This is a genomic window from Nocardiopsis chromatogenes YIM 90109, assembly GCF_000341185.1.
In the GTDB taxonomy this organism is placed as follows: Bacteria; Actinomycetota; Actinomycetes; order Streptosporangiales; family Streptosporangiaceae; genus Nocardiopsis_A; species Nocardiopsis_A chromatogenes.
This window is the reverse complement of sequence record NZ_ANBH01000052.1, coordinates 13,210-29,567: the sequence shown is the minus strand read 5'-3', so window position 1 is coordinate 29,567 and position 16,358 is coordinate 13,210. Positions and strand designations below refer to the sequence as shown.

The window sequence follows — 16,358 nt, the reverse complement described above, 5'->3', positions numbered from 1 at the left end:
CCCCCCCGCCGCACCGTGGACGGCGCCGCCCTGGCCGCGTTCCTCCGCTCCCCCGACTCCGACCCGGACCTGGGCCGCTCGTCGGCCCGGAACCGGCTGCGCGGGCTGGTGACCGGCGTGGTGCGCGGGGACGTGATGGCGCAGGTGGAGATCCAGGCGGGCCCGCACCGGCTGGTCTCCCTGATGAGCCGGGAGGCCGCCGACGAGCTGGGCCTTGAGCCCGGGGCGGTGGCCACGGCCGTGGTGAAGTCGACCAACGTGATCGTGGAGAGCGGGACGGACCGGAGCGCACGCCATGACTGAGCCGGGTCCGCCGGACCGCCGCACCGGGCCAGGCCGCCGCCTGCGCGCCGCCTCGGCCGCCGTCGCCGCACTGGTGCTGGGCGGTGCGGCCGCCGGGTGCGGCACCGGAGGAGGGACGGGCGGCGGCTCCCTGACCGTGTTCGCGGCCGCCTCGCTCACCGAGGTCTTCACCGGCCTGGGCGAACGGTTCGAGGAGCAGACGGGCACACAGGTCGCCTTCAACTTCGCGGGCAGCTCCGACCTGGCGCTGCAGATCACCGACGGCGCGCCCGCGGACGTGTTCGCCTCCGCCGACACACGCACCATGGACGACGTCGCCGGGGAGGGGCTGGCCGAGGGCGAGCCCCGGGTGTTCGCCCGCAACGAGCTGCGGATCGCGGTTCCCGAGGGCAACCCGGCGGACATCGGGGGGCTGGAGGACCTGGCCGACCCCGACGCCCGGGTGGCGCTGTGCGCCGCGGAGGTCCCGTGCGGCGCGGCGGCCCGGAAGCTGCTGGAGGCCCAAGGGGTGGAGGTGTCGGGGGCGTCCGAGGAGGAGGACGTCAAGGCGGCGCTGACCCGGGCCCGGCTCGGGGAGGTGGACGCGGCGCTGGTGTACACGACCGACGTCCGATCCGCCGAGGGCGAGGTGGAGGGCGTCCCCGTCGAGGGCGCCGAGGAGGCGGCCAACGACTACCCGATCGCGGTCGTGAAGGACACGGCCGCACCGGAGGCGGCGCGGGAGTGGGTCGACTTCGTCCTGTCCGACGAGGGCCAGGAGGCCTTGGCCGAAGCGGGCTTCAGTCCGGGCGGGGACACCTGATGCCGCCCCGCACGACCGGCCCCGGGAGGCGGCCGCTCCCGGACCTCACCACCGCCGACCGCCGACGGCCCCGGCCGAAACGGCCTGGGCACGCCGCACCGCCCCACCGCCCCCTCTCGCCAACGGCCACACCGGCCCGCCCGACAGCGCCCACCCCCCGAGGCGCGACCGCACGTTCGACGGCCCCGCGCCCAGCGAACAGGGGCGCCCGGTGCTGAGCGGAGAGCCCCGTCGCGCCCGTCCGCCCAAGGGGCGGGTGCCCTGGCTCCTGGTCGTGCCCGCGCTCCTCGGGCTCGCGTTCCTCGTGCTGCCCTTCGCCGGGCTGCTCATCGGCGCCCCCTGGCGGGACCTCCTCCCCCTCGCCGCGTCGCCCGAGGTGCGCGGGGCCCTGTGGCTGTCCCTGTCCACCGCGACCGCCGCCACCGGTGTCGCCCTCCTGCTCGGGGTCCCGCTCGCCTGGCTGCTCGCCCGCACCGACTTCCCCGGGCGCCGGGCCGTGCGCGCCCTGGTCGCCGTCCCGCTCGTCATCCCCCCGGTGGTCGGCGGCGTCGCGCTGCTGCTCGTGCTGGGCCGCAACGGGCTGCTCGGCCGCCACCTGTACGAGTGGTTCGGCCTCTCGCTGCCCTTCACCCCGGCGGCGGTGGTCGTCGCCCAGGTCTTCGTCGCCATGCCGTTCCTGGTGATCAGCGTGGAGGGCGCGCTGCGCGGGGCGGACCGCCGCTACGAGGAGGCCGCCGCCACCCTCGGCGCCACCCGGTGGACCGCGTTCCGGCGGGTCACCCTGCCCATGGCCGCCCCCGGCGTGCTCGCCGGGGCGGTGCTGGCCTGGGCGCGGGCGCTGGGCGAGTTCGGCGCCACCATCACCTTCGCCGGGAACCTGCCCGGCCGCACGCAGACCATGCCGCTCGCCGTCTACCTGGCGATGCAGCAGAGCCCGGAGGCCGCCGTGGTGCTCAGCCTGATCCTGCTCCTGGTCTCGGTCGCCGTACTGGCGGCCCTGCGCGACCGCTGGACGACGGCGTGAGCGCCCTTCAGGCCCGGCTGCTGGCCGAGCGCGGCGCCTTCCGGCTCGACGCCGCGCTCACCGCCGACCGCGGCGAGGTGGTGGCGCTCCTGGGGCCCAACGGTGCGGGGAAGTCGACGGCGCTGCGCGTGCTGGCCGGGCTGCAGCCGCTCACCGGCGGCTCGGTGGTCGTCGAAGGGCGCGACATCACCGCGCTGCCGCCCGAGCGGCGCCCCATCGGCGTGGTCTTCCAGGACTACCTGCTCTTCCGGCACATGTCCGCGCTGGACAACGTCGCCTTCGGGCCGCGCTGCCGGGGCGAGTCCAAGGCCGCCGCCCGCGTCCGCGCCGCCGCGCTGCTGGAGGAGATGGGGCTGGCCGACCGGGCCCGCGCACGGCCCGGCGCGCTGTCGGGGGGCCAGGCCCAGCGGGTCGCGCTGGCCCGCGCGCTTGCGGCACATCNGGGGGGGGGGAGCCGCTGTCGGCGCTCGACGCCCACACCCGCGAGGAGGTCCGCGCGGGTCTGCGGGCCCGGCTGCACGCCTTCGACGGCGCCACCGTTCTGGTCACGCACGACCCGCTGGAGGCGATGGTGCTGGCCGACCGGATCACCGTGCTGGAGAAGGGATCGGTGGTGCAGGACGGCCCACCGGCGGAGGTGGCCCTGCGCCCCCGCACCGAGTACGTGGCGCGCCTGGTGGGGCTCAACCTGTACCGGGGCCGCCAGGAGGGCACGGCGGTGGAGGTGGACGGCGGCGCGCGCATCGAGGCGCCCGCGCCGGGGCACGGGCCGGTGTTCGCCGCGTTCCCGCCGCGCGCGGTGGCGCTGTACCCCGACCCGCCCTCGGGCACGCCGCGCAACGTGTGGCCGCTGGTGGTGGAGGGGGTCGAGCGCTTCGGCGACCAGGTGCGGGTGCGGCTCGGCGGCCCCCTGTCCCTGGGGGCGGACGTGACCCCGGCGGCCCTCGCCGAACTGGACCTGGCGCCGGGCGCCCGGGTGTGGGCCGCGGTGAAGGCCTCCGAAGTGCGGTGCTACCCGGCCTGACGTGCTGGTGATCGGCGGGCGCCTCGCCTACGCTCTTCACCGTTGGTAGTTGATCGACTACATACGGGAAGGCACGTTCATGTCACTCACGCGCACGCTCGCCGCGGCCGCCGTCACCGCCTCCGGTGCCGCCCTGGCCCTGTCCGCCGGTACCGCCTCCGCCGGGGGCTACGACGGGTACGGGTACGACTACGGCGACCGCGTCGGAGCCGCGGAGACGCTGCTCCTCGGGCACGGCGGTTACGACGGGTACGACTACGGCGACCGCCACACGGGCCACGACGGGTACTAGAGGGCCACCCGCCCCGCACGGCACCGTCCCGTGCCCGCGGTCGTCGCACGGCCCCGGGCACGGGCCCGGGCAAAGGGCCCGCGGCGGGGGGCGGACCGCCTCAGCCGTCCCCTTCCACCAGCGTCTTCAGCCGGAGCAGGGTCTGCTCGATGGAGCGGCCGTTGCGCGCGGGCCACCCGGCCAGCATGTAGCCGAACCGCAGTGCGGGCCCCGCCGTCGAGTAGTCGAAGGTCTCGGTCACCCGGCAGGTCCCGTCGGCCAGCGGCTCGGTCTCGAACCGCCACCGGTGGACACCGAAGTGGCGCCAGGCGATCAGCCGCCCCTCCTCGAACTCCACCACCCGGTTGGCCATCCGGTAGGGCACGCCCATCCGCATGTCCATGCCGAACTCGTCGCCGGGGCCGAGCCGCTCCGGCCCCCGCACCGCCTCGCGCACCGTGCCCGAGCCGTCGAACTCGGCGTGCCGGCCGGGCGAGGCCAGGATGTCGAACACCTTCTCCGCGGGGGCATCGACCACGACGCTCCGCGCCACCTTGTGCTGGGCCATGCCCGAATCCTCTCAGGGCCCCGACCGCGCCCCGCCCCGGGGCCGTGTTCCGGGCTCCGGCTCAGGGCCGTGTTCCGGATTCCGGCTCAGCGGACCGCCTCGTGGCGCTCGACCGCCGCCAGGGAGCGCTCCCGGCCCGCCGTCACGTGCAGCACCCAGAATGTCCCCTTGCGCAGGGAGATCTGCTGCGTCACCGGCGCGCCGAGCCGCCCCAGCGCCTCCTTCATCAGGTCGCCCACAAGCTCGCCGTGCGTGCACACCAGCGTCGGGCGCCCCTCCTCCAGCAGCGTGCCGAACGCCGCACGCGCCGCCGCCGGGTCCACCCCGGCGTCGCCGTGCACGCCCGCGGTCAGCGCGGGAAGGGTGCGCACCTCGGTGCCCCGGGACACCGAGTACGGCAGCACGGTCTCGGTGCAGCGCGCCGCCGCCGAGGAGACCACCCGCATCGGCCCGTACGGCTCCAGCACCCGCGCCAGCTCCCGGGCGCCCTCGCGCCCGGCGTCGTCCAGCGGGCGCAGCAGGTCGTCCCCGTCCCAGGCGCGCTTCTCCCCCGCCGGGGCGTGCCGCAGCAGCACCAGCGGGAACGTCTCCAGCGGCCCCGACGCGAAGTTGTCCAGCACCGAGACGTCGTGGTCGTAGGTGAGCCGGTCGCGCGCCTCGGCCAGCGGCACCCACTCCACCCGGTCGATCTCCTCGTTGGGGGTGAACACCGACGCGCCCGGACCGGGCTGGGCCGCCCACCAGTCGACCAGCTTGGGCCAGCCCTCGCGCAGGTAGCGCTGCGGCGGCAGGCGGCGGCCGAACACCGGGCGCAGCCCGGTCTCCTCGACCACCTCCCGTGCGGCCGCGGTGAGCAGGTGCTCGCCGTTCTTCACCTTGCCCTTGGGCAGCGTCCAGTCGTCGCGGTCGGGGCGGTGCACCAGCACCGCCTCGTGCCCGGCCTCCCCGCGCCGCCACAGCACCGCGCCGGCCGCCCGGATGGGCTCCATGTAGCCGCCGGGCGCTGTGTCCCGGGGCGGCCACGCGCTGGTGATCTCGGCCTCGTGGAAGGGGTAGTCCTCAACCATCCGTCGCCCTCACATGCCGGTCGCGGCGCAGAGCGGACTGCAGGTCGCGCAGGGGCGCCCCCTCGGCGTCGCGGGTGTGCCGGGTCCACTCCCCGTCCGGCCCCAGGTGCCAGGAGGAGGTCCCCTCGTCCATCGCGGTGTCCATCAGTTCCACCAGCCGGGTCCGGTGCTCGGGGTCGGCCACCCGGATCAGCGCCTCGACCCGGCGGTCCAGGTTGCGCGGCATCAGGTCGGCACTGCCCAGCCACACCTCGGGGTCGCCGCCGTTCTCGAAGACGAACACCCGGGAGTGCTCCAGGAAGCGGCCCAGGATGCTGCGCACCCGGACCGTCTCGGAGACCCCGGCCAGGCCCGGGCGCAGCACGCAGCTCCCGCGCACCCACAGGTCGACGGGGACCCCGGCCGCGGAGGCGCGGTACAGCGCGTCGATGATGTCCTCGTCGACCAGGGAGTTGACCTTGATCCGGATGCGCGCGGGGCGGCCCTCGGAGTGCGCGCGCACCTCGGCGGCGATCCGCTCGGTCAGCCCCGACCGCAGCCCGTCGGGCGCGGCCATCAGCCGCCGGTAGCTGGTGGTGCGGGAGAACCCGGTGAGCCGGTTGAACAGGTCGCTGAGGTCCTCGCCGACCTCCGGCTCGGCGCTGAAGAGCCCGAAGTCCTCGTAGACGCGGGCGGTGCGCGGGTTGTAGTTGCCGGTGCCCACGTGGCAGTAGCGGCGCAGCGACCCGTCGTCCTCCCTGCGCACCACCAGGGACAGCTTGCAGTGCGTCTTGAGGCCGACGACGCCGTAGACGACGTGGCAGCCGGCCTCCTCCAGCTTGCGCGCCCAGGCGATGTTGTTCTGCTCGTCGAACCGCGCCTTGATCTCGACGAGGACCACGACCTCCTTGCCCGAGCGGGCCGCCTCGATCAGCGACTCGACGATGGGCGAGTCGCCGCTGGTGCGGTAGAGCGTCTGCTTGATGGCGACCACGCTGGGGTCGGTGGCGGCCAGGGCCACGAACCGCTCGGTGGTGGTCGTGAACGACTCGTAGGGGTGGTGCACCAGCAGCTCGCGGCGGCGGACCGCGGCGAACAGCTCGTCGCGGTCCAGGCCCGGCGGCTCGGCCGGGACCATCGGCGAGAAGCTCAGCTCGGGGCGGTCCAGGTCGGCGATCTGGTGCAGCCCGGCCAGGTTGAGCGGACCGGGGACGGCGATGACCTCCTCGTCCTCGGCGCCCAGCTCGCGCTTGAGGATGCGCAGCACCTCCGGGGAGATGTCCTCCTCGACCTCCAGCCGCACCATGGGGCCGAACCGGCGCCGCAGCAGCTCCTTCTCCAAGGACTGCACCAGGTCGTCGGTCTCGTCCTCGTCGACCTCCAGGTCGGCGTTGCGGGTCACCCGGAAGGCGTGGTGCTCCAGCACCTCCATCCCGGCGAACAGCTGCGGCAGGTGCCCGGCGATGACGTCCTCGACCGGGACGAAGGCCTCGCCCTCCAGCCGGATGAACCGGGGCAGCGCCGAGGGCACCTTGATCCGGGCGAAGGCGGTGCGGCCGGTGCGCGGGTCGCGCACGGTCACCGCCAGGTTGAGCGAGCGCCCGGAGATGTAGGGGAAGGGGTGGGCCGGGTCCACGGCGAAGGGGGTGAGCACCGGGTAGACCGAGCCGCGGAAGAACCGGTGCATCCGGCGCCGGGCGTCCTCGTCCAGGTCGTCCCAGCGCAGGATGCGGATGCCCGCCTCGGCCAGGGCCGGGGCCACCGAGTCGTGGTAGCAGCGGGCGTGCCGCCGCATCAGGTCGTGGCTGACCTCGGCGACCCGGGTGAGCAGCTCGCGGGGGTGGTGCCCGCTGGGCCCGGCCACGGCGACGCCGGTGGCCAGGCGCCGCTTGAGCCCGGCCACCCGCACCATGAAGAACTCGTCCAGGTTGCCCGCGAAGATGGCCAGGAAGCGGACCCGCTCCAGCAGGGGCATGCCGGCGTCCTCGGCCAGCTCCAGCACCCGCTGGTTGAACCGGAGCCAGTCGACCTCCCGGTCCATGAACCGCCCCTCGGGGAGGTCCTCCACCTCTTCTCCCATGAACACCGCTTCCGTCGCCATGGTTCGCACGCTTCCGCATTCCGGTTAACGGACGGCGAACCGTACCCGCAGCATCGATTGTGACGTATCACCCGGTCCGCCCGTGCGAGGCGGGGCCGTGGGGGCCGCGGGGCGCCTCAGGGCGTGCTCTCCGGACCAGGCCCTGCACGCGGCGCCCGGGAACGGCCCTCGCTGCGTTCTCTTCGATCTCATCGGCCGACAGCCCGCCGACCGGCTTTTCCCCGGCGCACGACGCTACCGGCGCCCCCTGCGGACCCGGTCCGAGGAACACGCCTCAGAGGAACGCCGCAGTGGGCGGGGCCATCGCCAGCGCGGCGACGCCCCCCGCCAGCAGCAGGTTCGCCCACAGGTTCCGGTACCGGGCCCAGAGGTACCCGGCGGCCAGTCCCGACGCCCCCTGGACCGCGACCGCGGAGGCCAGGTCGTGTGCGCCACCGGTGAGCGGTTCGCCGACCAGCGAGGACAGACCGTACACCACCGCCGTGGCAGCGATGCCGGGCCACCGGCCGAACAGCAGCTCCAAGCGGGTCTGCAGGAGCACGGAGAAGAACAGCACGTCGGCGACGGCCACCCCGGCGAAGGTGAGGGCGACCACCGCCCCCAGGGCGTAGTCGGAGGGCAGCGTCCCCGGCGGCTCCGGGGCGGCGATCCACGGCAGGGCGAGCAGGGCCAGGAAGGCCGCCGCGGGGACCGGGGCCGCCCAGCGCCACGGCTCGTGCACCCGGGCGGCGAGCGGGAGCAGGTCGGGGCCGCTGGAGCGGCGCGTGATGCCGCTGCCGCCGGCGAACAGCGGCGGGATGAGCAGCAGGAAGATGGCCTTGGCTGCGTAGTAGGACAACGGTGGCGCACCGGGGCCGATCAGTGCGAAGACCGGGGAGAGCACGGCGTCGGCGGCGGCGAAGGCGGCCAGGCAGCCGACGAGGAGCGCGGCCTCGGCCCCCGGGGAGCGGTCGGACATCCGCGCGCGGATGCGCTCGGCCATCGCGGCCTCGGGCACGCGGGGCGGCAGGAGCCGGATCAGGGCGAGGGCGGCGGCGATGGAGGACCACAGCAGGGCCACCCGGGGGTCGAAGCCCCCGCCGGCGATCGAGGAGGCCGTGTGGACGGCGGCGCAGGCGATGAAGGCGAGGAGGGCCGCCCAACCCAGCACGCGCCCCGAACGGGCGGTCCCGTGGCCCCTGTGGTTCCGGTCGCCACGGTCGGTGGACGGCTCGCGCGGCGCCGCCGGGGGCGCCATGGTGCCGTGGACCGTGCCGTCGATGGGGACCGCCGCCTTCGCAGAGCCGACCGGGTGGCCGTCCGCACCCGGGGCGCACGCTCGCGCGCCGACGGACATTTTACCGGTTCGACACTGTTGCGTGACTTTTGCGGCGGGGGGTGCGAGCGGTGCTCCCGCAGGTCGGAGGCGCCGCGATCAGCCGAGACCGCCCTGCCCGGCGACGGTCGGCAGGGTCGCCAGGACCAGGGGGACCCCGTGGACGAGTGTGTTGATCCACATGTTCCGGTAGCGGATCCAGACGTATCCCAGCAGCAGCCCCTGCACCCCGTAGGTGACCACCGCCACGGAGACCTGCTCGGCCACCCCCTCGCCGACGAGCGGGCCGTAGGTGTTGAAGTGGCTGCTCACCGCCTGCGCCAGCGCGTAGAGCAGGGCGGTCACGGCCACCGCCCCGGTGCGGCCCGTCAGCAGCTCCAGGCGGGTCTGCACCATGCCGCGGAAGAAGATCTCCTCGATCGCGCTGACCCCGACCAGCACCGCCAGGACCACGAGGAAGGCCCCGGTGGGCGACGGCGCGTCCGACGGCTCCAGGTCGACCAGGAGCGGGGCGCCGACCGCGGCGACGGTGACCAGGCCGAGCCAGCGCCACGGCTCGCGCACCGCCAGGGACAGCGCGGGCATGCGGGTGCCGTGGCCGCTGGTGCTGAACCCGCCCTGGTCGACGAAGAGCACCGGCAGCACGAAGAGGAACACCAGGCGCGTCACCGGCAGCGCGACCGCGGACGGCAGCTCCTCGCTCACCTGGCGGATGACGGTGGAGAGCCCGGCGGTGCCCAGGGCGTAGCCGATCAGCATCGCCACCAGGAGCCCCAGCTCCAGCCGGACCGGGTGGCCCTCCATCGCCTCCCGGACACGCAGGTCCAGGTCGACCTGGCCGGTGCGGCTGCCCAGCACCCAGGTGAGCAGCAGGCCCACCGCGACCGGGAGCCAGACCGCCCAGAGCGCGCCTACGCCGTACCAGGTCACATCGGCCAGGGCCGCGGGACGCCCGGCGAACCCCGCGGCGGCCAGTCCCGCCCCGGCGGCCACCGCCCCCACGGTGACGACCGCACGGGCGGCGCGCCCTCGACCTGCCTCCACGTGCCACTCCCCCATGTCGGAGACTTCAGTCTGACCGGAGAATGACGCATTGTGACGGATCGTATGCGGAATGTCGCGGACTCGGGGAGTGCGGATGATCGCAGCAAATGGCCTCGCGCGTGCCCGTGTGGGGCTTTCGCGGCCGGAATCCCCGTGTTACCAGGCGTTAGCGAACACTTGGGGAACCCTCCGCCCCCGATGGCCCTCCGACAACCCCACGTTGACCCGCCCGCCCTTCAAGGGGCGGGGCGCCTCGGCGTGGCGGGTGCTCTTCCGCCGGGGTGTTCGAGGGCGCCCCTGGCGCCTTGCTGGGGAAGGGACGCCAGGGGCGGTCAGTGCGGGAGGTTCACGTCACGTGGACACCGCGCCACCACCCGTGTTCCTCGCCCAGAGCGGCGAGTCCGTCGGCGACGGTGACAGCCAGAGCCGTCCGAGTGGCCTCGGCGCCGTCGAGGCCGTGCTCGACCCGGTAGCCCTCTTCGTCGGCGGCCGCGACGTCGACGGTGACGGTGAACCGGAAGGGCCGTACGGCCGACTCGTTGCGCCAGGTGTCTCCGAGGACGGATTCGTGGTCGCCGCCGTGGCCCTCTGGGCGGACGCACGGGAAACCGCGATTCTCACCGGGGAAGTGGGCCCCGCAAAGGCTCGCCTCCATCACGCCACCTCCCGAGCGGCCTCGGCCAAGAGGCGCCGCTCTGTCGCGCGTTCCGCGTCGCCCTCGGGCGCATAGGGGCGCACCCTCGACGGCGGCTCGTACTGAGACAGGAGGACATCGAGGAGGTGGACCTCGGAGGCCGCGACCGAGACGCCCTCCACAAGGTGGTGCGCCCGATAGGGCACCAGGGACCCGGGCCCGTAGGTCAGGCGCCACCGGGCGCGGCGCCGCACCGCGACCTCGCAGAAGCGGATGTAGTCGGGGACCGGCGGCGGGACCGAGCCGGACCGCCGCCCCTCGGGCGGTGCCGTAGCGGGCGGGGATGCCGCCGGGGCGGGGCGCGGAGGTGGTTCCGGGACGTGGCGGCCTGCGAAGGGCATCGCCAGGCGGAGCAGGACCGCAGGGATGAGCAGGTACAGGAATCGCATCGGACGCTCCTTGGGCAGCTGCCGGGTAGACCACCGTGCGGCCGGTGACCGCCAAGCCGCGCAGCCACACGGTGGTGGGCGGCCATTGCGAGGGCTACGGCAGACTGGAGGCGTGACCGCCACTCACTGCCCAGCACCCTCCCCCTTGTTTATAGGGGCTAAAGGTCGCCTGATGTGAAGGTAGCCACACATGGCGCTTAGCGCAATAGAGGGGCTAAAGTTCGGGCCGAGATGCCGCGACAAGAGGACTCAATGGACGCACGGACACTTCACGACATTGCCGCCATAGCCGACCCGGTAGAGCGCGCCCGCGCCGCCTCAGCAGCCATGGCCTCCCTCCAGGGCCAGAGTGTCGAGCTATCGCGCATCCGCCGAGGCGCCATCGTCGAGGCCCAGGAAGGCGGCATGCGGCAGGAGGAGATCGCCCGACACCTCGGCGTCACACCCGGTCGTGTGAGCCAGATGAAGAAGGCGGGCGCAGGCGGCGGCGCCGAGCATCAGGCACCTACGGGACCGGTCGAGCCGCGCCCGCGCGTGCTCGTCGAGCGCGCCCTCCCCACCCCTCCGACGGTCCGCGGCTCCAAGTCGCTGTACCTCACCGAGGCCGACCGGCAAGGCCTCACTCCCGAGCGGAAGATGTTGTTCGTCGGTCAGGAGCCGGCTTCGGAGCACGTGGCCGCGGCGCTCCGTGTCGAACCGGGCGACGCGGTGATCGCTCGGCGGAAGATGTTCTGGGCGAACGGTGTCCCGGTGCGGATCGCCACCAGCTTCTTCCGGGTCGACGTCGGCGAAGGTACCCGCCTTGACGGCGAGGGGTTCGTCCTGCCGACGCTGCAAGACGCGATCGAGGACCTCGGCCACACCTTCAGTCACGCGACGGAGACGTTGACCGCGCGGCCGCCGACACCGTATGAGGCCGACCTTCTCGACGTGGCCGGTGAATGGGTGGTGCAGGTGCTGCGCGTGAGCGTCAGCACCGACGACGTACCGATCCACGCGTTGGAGACGATCTGCGCCGCAACCCGCCACACGTTCCCGATCGGGCAAGTGGCGGGATCAGACCAGTTCTGAACCAAGATGCGAACGGCCCCTCTCGGCGGGGCCGTTCCCCGTCAGGTCTCGCCGAGGGCCGCCAGGGCCATGAACGCGCCCAGTTCCCAGCACGCGTCTCGGGCATCGCGGTCGACCTCGCCGATGACCTCCACCGGGGGGCGGGCCCGTTCCCAACCCATCCCCTTGGTGACCTGTTCGACCGCGCGCACCGCCCCGGCCGTGTCGTTGTTGCCGTGCACGTACAACCCGTAGGCGAGCCCGGCGGTGTCGTTCAGGCAGGGGTAATAGGCACCGTCGAAGAAGTGCTTGAGGGCACCGGACATGTAGCCGATGTTCGCCGGGGTCCCGAGCAGGACCGCATCGGCGGCCAGCACGTCCGAGGCGGTCGACGCCAGTGCCGCGCGCGCGGCCACCTCGACACCTTCGATCTCATCGTTCTCGGCCCCCGAGCGCACGGCCTCGAAGAGTTCCTGCATCCCGGGCGAGGGCGTGTGGTGGACGATCAGCAGGCGAGCCATGCCCATAGCGTGGCACACGGGGTCACCGGCGGCCGCCACGCCCGGGGGCACCCACAGCCGCCACGCTCGGAGCACCCGCGGTCGCTGCATTGATTCTAGAACGATCATTCCCGAATGTGCTAGCGTGCCGGACATGGCACGGAGCAAGGGGTTCGACCCGGACCGGGTCCTGGACTCGGCCATGCACACCTTCTGGAAGCAGGGGTACGCGGCCACGTCGGCACAGGACCTGTGCGAGGCCACTGGAATCGGCCGCAGCAGCCTCTACGGCACCTTCGAGAGCAAGCACGGCCTCTACATGCGCTCCCTGGAGCGCTACGCCGACGCGGGCACGGCCGGACTGCGCGACCTCGTCGAGGCCCGGGGGCCGGTCCGCGAGCGCGTCCGGCGGCTGCTCGACAGCGTCGTCGAGGAGGAGGTCTCCCAGCCCGGCCTGGGCTGTTTCGTGGTCAACGCGCAGATCGAACGCGCCCCGTCCGACCCGGACGTGGCCTCCGTCGTGCGGCGCGGCCGCGCGGAGGTGGTGGACGCCCTCGTCCGCGCGCTGCGCACGGCACAGGCCGACGGCGAGATCGCCGCCGACAAGGACCCCGAGGCGCTCGCCGACTTCGTCCATGCCCAGATCGGCGCCCTCCGCCTGCTGGGCCGCTCCCAAGCCGATCGCGCGACCATGGAGCACGTCGTCGACGTGGCGGTCGGCGTGCTCTGAACCCTCTGCGACGGCGGGTCCGGGCAGGCCCTTCCGTTCGCGTGGCACCCCATCGGACTCATTTTGAAATGTACGTTCTTTCAACGAGAAGGAGATGCACCACCGCGCCCGCCGCACCCGCAGGCGCCGAGGAGTTCACCGGCGGGACCGACGCACCGGTCGGCCGTCCACCCACCCACGCCCGAATTCTGAAACGATCATTCCAATAAAGGAGCGCCGGACATGACCCCGCCCCTCACCGACGCCGAGCTCGCCGCCTCCCTCGACGGCGGCTTCTCCAGCGCCCGCGCCGACGTGAACGGCGTCCGCCTGCACTACGTCGCCGGCGGCGGCCCGGGCACCCCCCTGGTCCTGCTCGGCGGCTGGCCGCAGACCTGGTGGCAGTTCCGCAAGATCATGCCCGCCCTGGCCGCCGAGCACCGCGTGATCGCCGTGGACATCCGCGGCCAGGGCGGCTCCGCCAAGCCCGCGGGCGGCTATGACAAGAGGACCATGGCCGCCGACGTGCACGCGCTGATCCGGCACCTCGGGTACGAGCGGGCCGATGTCGCCGGGCACGACATCGGCGGAATGGTGGCCGAGGCCATGGCCTCGCTGTACCCCGACACCGTCCGGCGGCTCGTGGTCCTGGACGTGCCGCACCCCGACGACGGCCTGCTGTCCCTGCCCCTGCTCCCCCAGGGCGGCCAGGACGCCAACATCACCGGAGCCGAACAGGGGGCCGGAACCGCCTACCTGTGGTGGTTCGCCTTCAACCAGGTGAAAGGGCTCCCCGAGGCCCTGCTCGAAGGCCGGGAGCGGGTGCTCATCGACTGGCTGTGCGGGTACATGCTGCGCGACCAGGCCGCGATCGACGACACCGCCCGCGAGGTCTACGCCCGCGCCCTCGCCGCCCCCGGCGCCGTCCGCGCCGGGAACGCCTGGTACCAGGCGTTCGTCCAGGACATCGCCGACCTTGCGGGGTACCCGCCGCTCTCCCGGCCCGTGCTCGGCCTGGCCTGCCCGGGCAACCTGGCGCTGATCCGCGGCGGCCTCGCCGGGCGGGCCGCGGACCTCACCGTGGCCGAGGTCCCGGACAGCGGGCACTACCTCCCCGAGGAGCAGCCCGGATTCGTCACCGACAGGATGCTGCGCTTCCTGCGGTGAGACCGGCGCCCCGGGGACCGCGGTCCCCGGGGCGCCCCCCGGCCCCGTGATCCGGTCCGTCCTCCCGGATCAGCGGCCGGAGGCCAGGAAGGGGGCCAGTAGCTCCGGCACCGCCTCGTCGGCGAAGGCCAGGCCCTCCCCGAGGTCCACGTCCGGGGCGCGGTGGATCCCGCCCCCGGCCGCGACCGTCGCGCCCAGGGTGGCCAGCCCCGCCCACCGCTGGAACGGCGACCGCCTGACCGTCCACCCGATGACCGAGTCGCGCTTGAGGGCCACCGTGGAACGCGCCGCCATCCCCGTGCGCAGGAGCAGGAACCGGCCGTCGATCCCGTGCCCCAGCCCCCGGTAGCTGCCGACCGCGTAGGGCACCCCGAGGACCAGCACCGCGACGCCCGTCCCGACGGCGGCCACGGTCGGCGCCTCCCCGGGCACCTCCAGGGGCGTGAGGGCCCCGAGCGCCCAGACGGTCGCCGCGACCACGGCCGCGAACACGGCCGCCACGGCCAGCGCGCGCACGATCCGGCGCCTCAAGGCCGCCCGCGGGTGGGGCCTCAGGTCCTCGAAGGCGATCCCGTCCTGGGCACGGATCGCCTGCTCCGCGGCGCGCCGTGCGCGGGCACGCGGCATCTCCGGGGTCAGCGCGCGCTTGGGCACCACGCCCCCCTTCGCGCCCTGGCCTTCCTGGGCCTGGGCGAGGCCGGAGGCGACGGCGGCGGCCGATGCAACGCCCAGCCAGCGCAGCGGAAGCCGCTCCACCAGCTCCACACCGCGCATGCGGCGCTCCTCGATGGAGACCGAGGTCCGGGTGAACAGCCCCCGCCGCACCCGCAGGGTCCCGTCGCTCTCGCGGGTGAGCAGGAAGTCCCACCACGACTCGACGTGCACGGCCAGCGCCACGGCCGTGGCCACCACCACCAGGGTGAGCACCACCCCGGCCGCCCACAGCACGATCGTCATGACCGGCGCCGACTCGGTGCGTCCGAGGAACCACGGCAGCGCCACCCGGAGGATCAGCTCGGTGAAGGAGCCGAGTACCGCCGCCAGCCCGCCGTAGCCCACGGCGGCCGGGGTCCATGCGAGCGCCCCGTAGCCGAACCAGCGCGGCGCCATCCGGGCCAGCTCGGCCGCCCCGTCGGCGCCCGCACCGCCCGCCGCGCCGCGCTCCAGGAGCACGCGGCGCAGCCGCTCGCCCTCGGCCGACGGGATCAGCGACAGGGACAGCGCCCCGCCTGCTCCGGTGCTCTCGCCCGTACCGACCTCCACACGGCACAGCCCGAAGGCCCGCGCCCACAGCGGGACCGCCACGTCGACGCTGCGGATCCGCTCCCGGGGCAGGGACTTGTGGCTGCGGGCGACCACCCCGGACACCGCTTCGAACCGCGCGTCGGTCACGCGGTAGCGGGTGCGGCGGTAGCGCAGCACGTCCGCACCGATGACGGCGGCGGCCAGCACCGCCGCGCCGAGGAGGATGAGCAGCGGCCACACCGCCGGGGCACCCGCCACCGCCAGGATCACGGCGGCGATGAGGGCGGGCCCCGGGATCACCAGGCCGACCACGACCGCGTCCGCCCACACCGTGAGCGGGCTCAGCAGTCTCCACCCCTGCACCGGCACTCCCGGGGCCGCCACCGCTTCCAGAGGCTCCCGTCCGCCCGCCCGGGACCGCTCCCCCTGAGGCGTTCCGGTCTCCGCGTTTCCGTCCATCGCTCCCGCGTCCCTCCTCGCGCCCCTGGCGCCTCCGCCGTGTCCGCGGCCGTCGGCCGCTACGCCGCTCACGTCCCGTCCCCGGGGACCGCCTGCGTCACCTCGGTGAGCTGCTGCGCCAGATCGGAGGCCAGGTCCGCCTCCAGCCCGTCGACGCGCAGCGGGCCCGCCGCCGAGGCCGTGGTCACGGTCAGCGTGGACAGCCCCAGCGCGCGCTGCAGTGGCCCGCGCTCGGTGTCCACCGTCTGGATGCGCGCCATCGGTGCGACGCGCCACTCCTGCCAGAGCCATCCGAACGAGGTATAGACGGCCTCCCCGGTGACCTCCCAGCGGTGCACGCGGTACCGCCACTGGGGCATGGCCAGCACCACCAGCAGCCCCAGGGCGCCGACGGCCGCGGTCAGCGCCCAGAGCGGGCCGGTCGCCCACGGGACGAGGCCGGTGATGCCGGAGGCTGCCGCCATGGCGGCGGCCACGCCGGCCGCCGGACCCCAGAGGAGGAGGGCGCGCAGCGTCCACAGCGCGATGGCGCGCCCCGCGACGCGGTTCCTGGGCGGGCGCAGCCGCACGGCCGTGCGGGCGCCCCCGGTGTGCGTGATCCCTTGCGTGCTCATGCCGACCTCCCGACGTGGCGGCCTCGTCCTGCG

Annotated in this window: 17 protein-coding genes and 1 pseudogene; 8 read left to right on the top strand and 10 right to left on the bottom strand. The window is 74.3% G+C overall.

Features of this window, described 5'->3' with window-relative positions:
• The 5 genes and pseudogenes from D476_RS0105040 to D476_RS0105020 all read left to right on the top strand — a co-directional run.
• Positions 1-303: TOBE domain-containing protein (locus tag D476_RS0105040; protein ID WP_017622885.1), on the top strand; the 303-nt coding region annotated here is incomplete at its 5' end.
• Entirely contained in the window at positions 296-1,105 is an 810-nt protein-coding gene (gene modA / locus D476_RS0105035) for a molybdate ABC transporter substrate-binding protein (RefSeq protein WP_017622884.1), read from the top strand. The genes D476_RS0105040 and modA, both read left to right, overlap by 8 nt.
• Before the next feature lie 211 nt (positions 1,106-1,316).
• Complete coding sequence (locus D476_RS0105030) at positions 1,317-2,129, top strand: ABC transporter permease (RefSeq protein ID WP_026123253.1); 813 nt, start codon at positions 1,317-1,319, stop codon at positions 2,127-2,129.
• Positions 2,114-3,153, top strand: a pseudogene (locus tag D476_RS32210) (ABC transporter ATP-binding protein). Before D476_RS0105030 ends, D476_RS32210 begins: the two are co-directional and overlap by 16 nt.
• Before the next feature lie 79 nt (positions 3,154-3,232).
• Positions 3,233-3,445 (top strand): hypothetical protein, encoded by a 213-nt coding sequence (locus D476_RS0105020; RefSeq protein WP_017622881.1) that lies wholly within the window; start codon positions 3,233-3,235, stop codon positions 3,443-3,445.
• Between the two features lie 100 nt (positions 3,446-3,545).
• On the opposite strand, the gene D476_RS0105015 is transcribed toward D476_RS0105020, so the two are convergent.
• From D476_RS0105015 to D476_RS0104985, 7 genes are all read right to left on the bottom strand, one after another.
• Positions 3,546-3,992: an SRPBCC family protein gene (locus D476_RS0105015; protein ID WP_017622880.1), complete on the bottom strand. Its 447-nt coding sequence runs from the start codon at positions 3,990-3,992 to the stop codon at positions 3,546-3,548.
• 86 nt (positions 3,993-4,078) lie between these two features.
• Positions 4,079-5,059 (bottom strand): NUDIX hydrolase, encoded by a 981-nt coding sequence (locus tag D476_RS0105010; protein ID WP_017622879.1) that lies wholly within the window; start codon positions 5,057-5,059, stop codon positions 4,079-4,081.
• Positions 5,052-7,139 (bottom strand): RNA degradosome polyphosphate kinase, encoded by a 2,088-nt coding sequence (locus tag D476_RS0105005; RefSeq protein ID WP_017622878.1) that lies wholly within the window; start codon positions 7,137-7,139, stop codon positions 5,052-5,054. The genes D476_RS0105010 and D476_RS0105005 overlap by 8 nt, the downstream gene beginning before the upstream one ends.
• Before the next feature lie 274 nt (positions 7,140-7,413).
• The gene (locus D476_RS32205) at positions 7,414-8,475 is read right to left on the bottom strand and encodes a CPBP family intramembrane glutamic endopeptidase (protein WP_017622877.1); all 1,062 of its coding nucleotides are present in this window, start codon (positions 8,473-8,475) and stop codon (positions 7,414-7,416) included.
• Between the two features lie 78 nt (positions 8,476-8,553).
• Complete coding sequence (locus D476_RS0104995; RefSeq protein ID WP_017622876.1) at positions 8,554-9,513, bottom strand: CPBP family intramembrane glutamic endopeptidase; 960 nt, start codon at positions 9,511-9,513, stop codon at positions 8,554-8,556.
• Between the two features lie 331 nt (positions 9,514-9,844).
• Positions 9,845-10,153: a hypothetical protein gene (locus D476_RS0104990; protein ID WP_017622875.1), complete on the bottom strand. Its 309-nt coding sequence runs from the start codon at positions 10,151-10,153 to the stop codon at positions 9,845-9,847.
• Positions 10,153-10,581 carry a hypothetical protein gene (locus D476_RS0104985; RefSeq protein ID WP_017622874.1) on the bottom strand — a complete coding sequence of 143 codons (429 nt, stop codon included), beginning with the start codon at positions 10,579-10,581 and terminating at the stop codon, positions 10,153-10,155. Before D476_RS0104985 ends, D476_RS0104990 begins: the two co-directional genes overlap by 1 nt.
• A 252-nt stretch (positions 10,582-10,833) precedes the next feature.
• On the opposite strand from D476_RS0104985, the gene D476_RS0104980 reads away from it, so the two are divergent.
• Positions 10,834-11,652: a UTRA domain-containing protein gene (locus D476_RS0104980; RefSeq protein WP_017622873.1), complete on the top strand. Its 819-nt coding sequence runs from the start codon at positions 10,834-10,836 to the stop codon at positions 11,650-11,652.
• A gap of 41 nt (positions 11,653-11,693) precedes the next feature.
• Here D476_RS0104980 and D476_RS0104975 read toward each other — a convergent pair whose 3' ends face one another.
• Entirely contained in the window at positions 11,694-12,152 is a 459-nt protein-coding gene (locus tag D476_RS0104975) for a flavodoxin family protein (RefSeq protein ID WP_026123251.1), read from the bottom strand.
• 133 nt (positions 12,153-12,285) lie between these two features.
• Between D476_RS0104975 and D476_RS0104970 the strand changes: the two genes are divergently transcribed.
• Both D476_RS0104970 and D476_RS0104965 read left to right on the top strand, forming a co-directional pair.
• The gene (locus D476_RS0104970) at positions 12,286-12,861 is read left to right on the top strand and encodes a TetR/AcrR family transcriptional regulator (RefSeq protein WP_026123250.1); all 576 of its coding nucleotides are present in this window, start codon (positions 12,286-12,288) and stop codon (positions 12,859-12,861) included.
• Positions 12,862-13,083: 222 nt separating this feature from the next.
• Positions 13,084-14,007, top strand: coding sequence for an alpha/beta fold hydrolase (locus tag D476_RS0104965; protein WP_017622870.1), 924 nt, complete (start codon positions 13,084-13,086; stop codon positions 14,005-14,007).
• Between the two features lie 69 nt (positions 14,008-14,076).
• Here D476_RS0104965 and D476_RS0104960 read toward each other — a convergent pair whose 3' ends face one another.
• Both D476_RS0104960 and D476_RS0104955 read right to left on the bottom strand, forming a co-directional pair.
• Positions 14,077-15,711, bottom strand: a complete 1,635-nt coding sequence (locus D476_RS0104960) for a PH domain-containing protein (RefSeq protein WP_017622869.1) — start codon at positions 15,709-15,711, stop codon at positions 14,077-14,079.
• A 68-nt stretch (positions 15,712-15,779) separates the two neighbouring features.
• The gene (locus tag D476_RS0104955) at positions 15,780-16,325 is read right to left on the bottom strand and encodes a PH domain-containing protein (RefSeq protein ID WP_017622868.1); all 546 of its coding nucleotides are present in this window, start codon (positions 16,323-16,325) and stop codon (positions 15,780-15,782) included.
• Positions 16,326-16,358 lie beyond the last annotated feature (33 nt).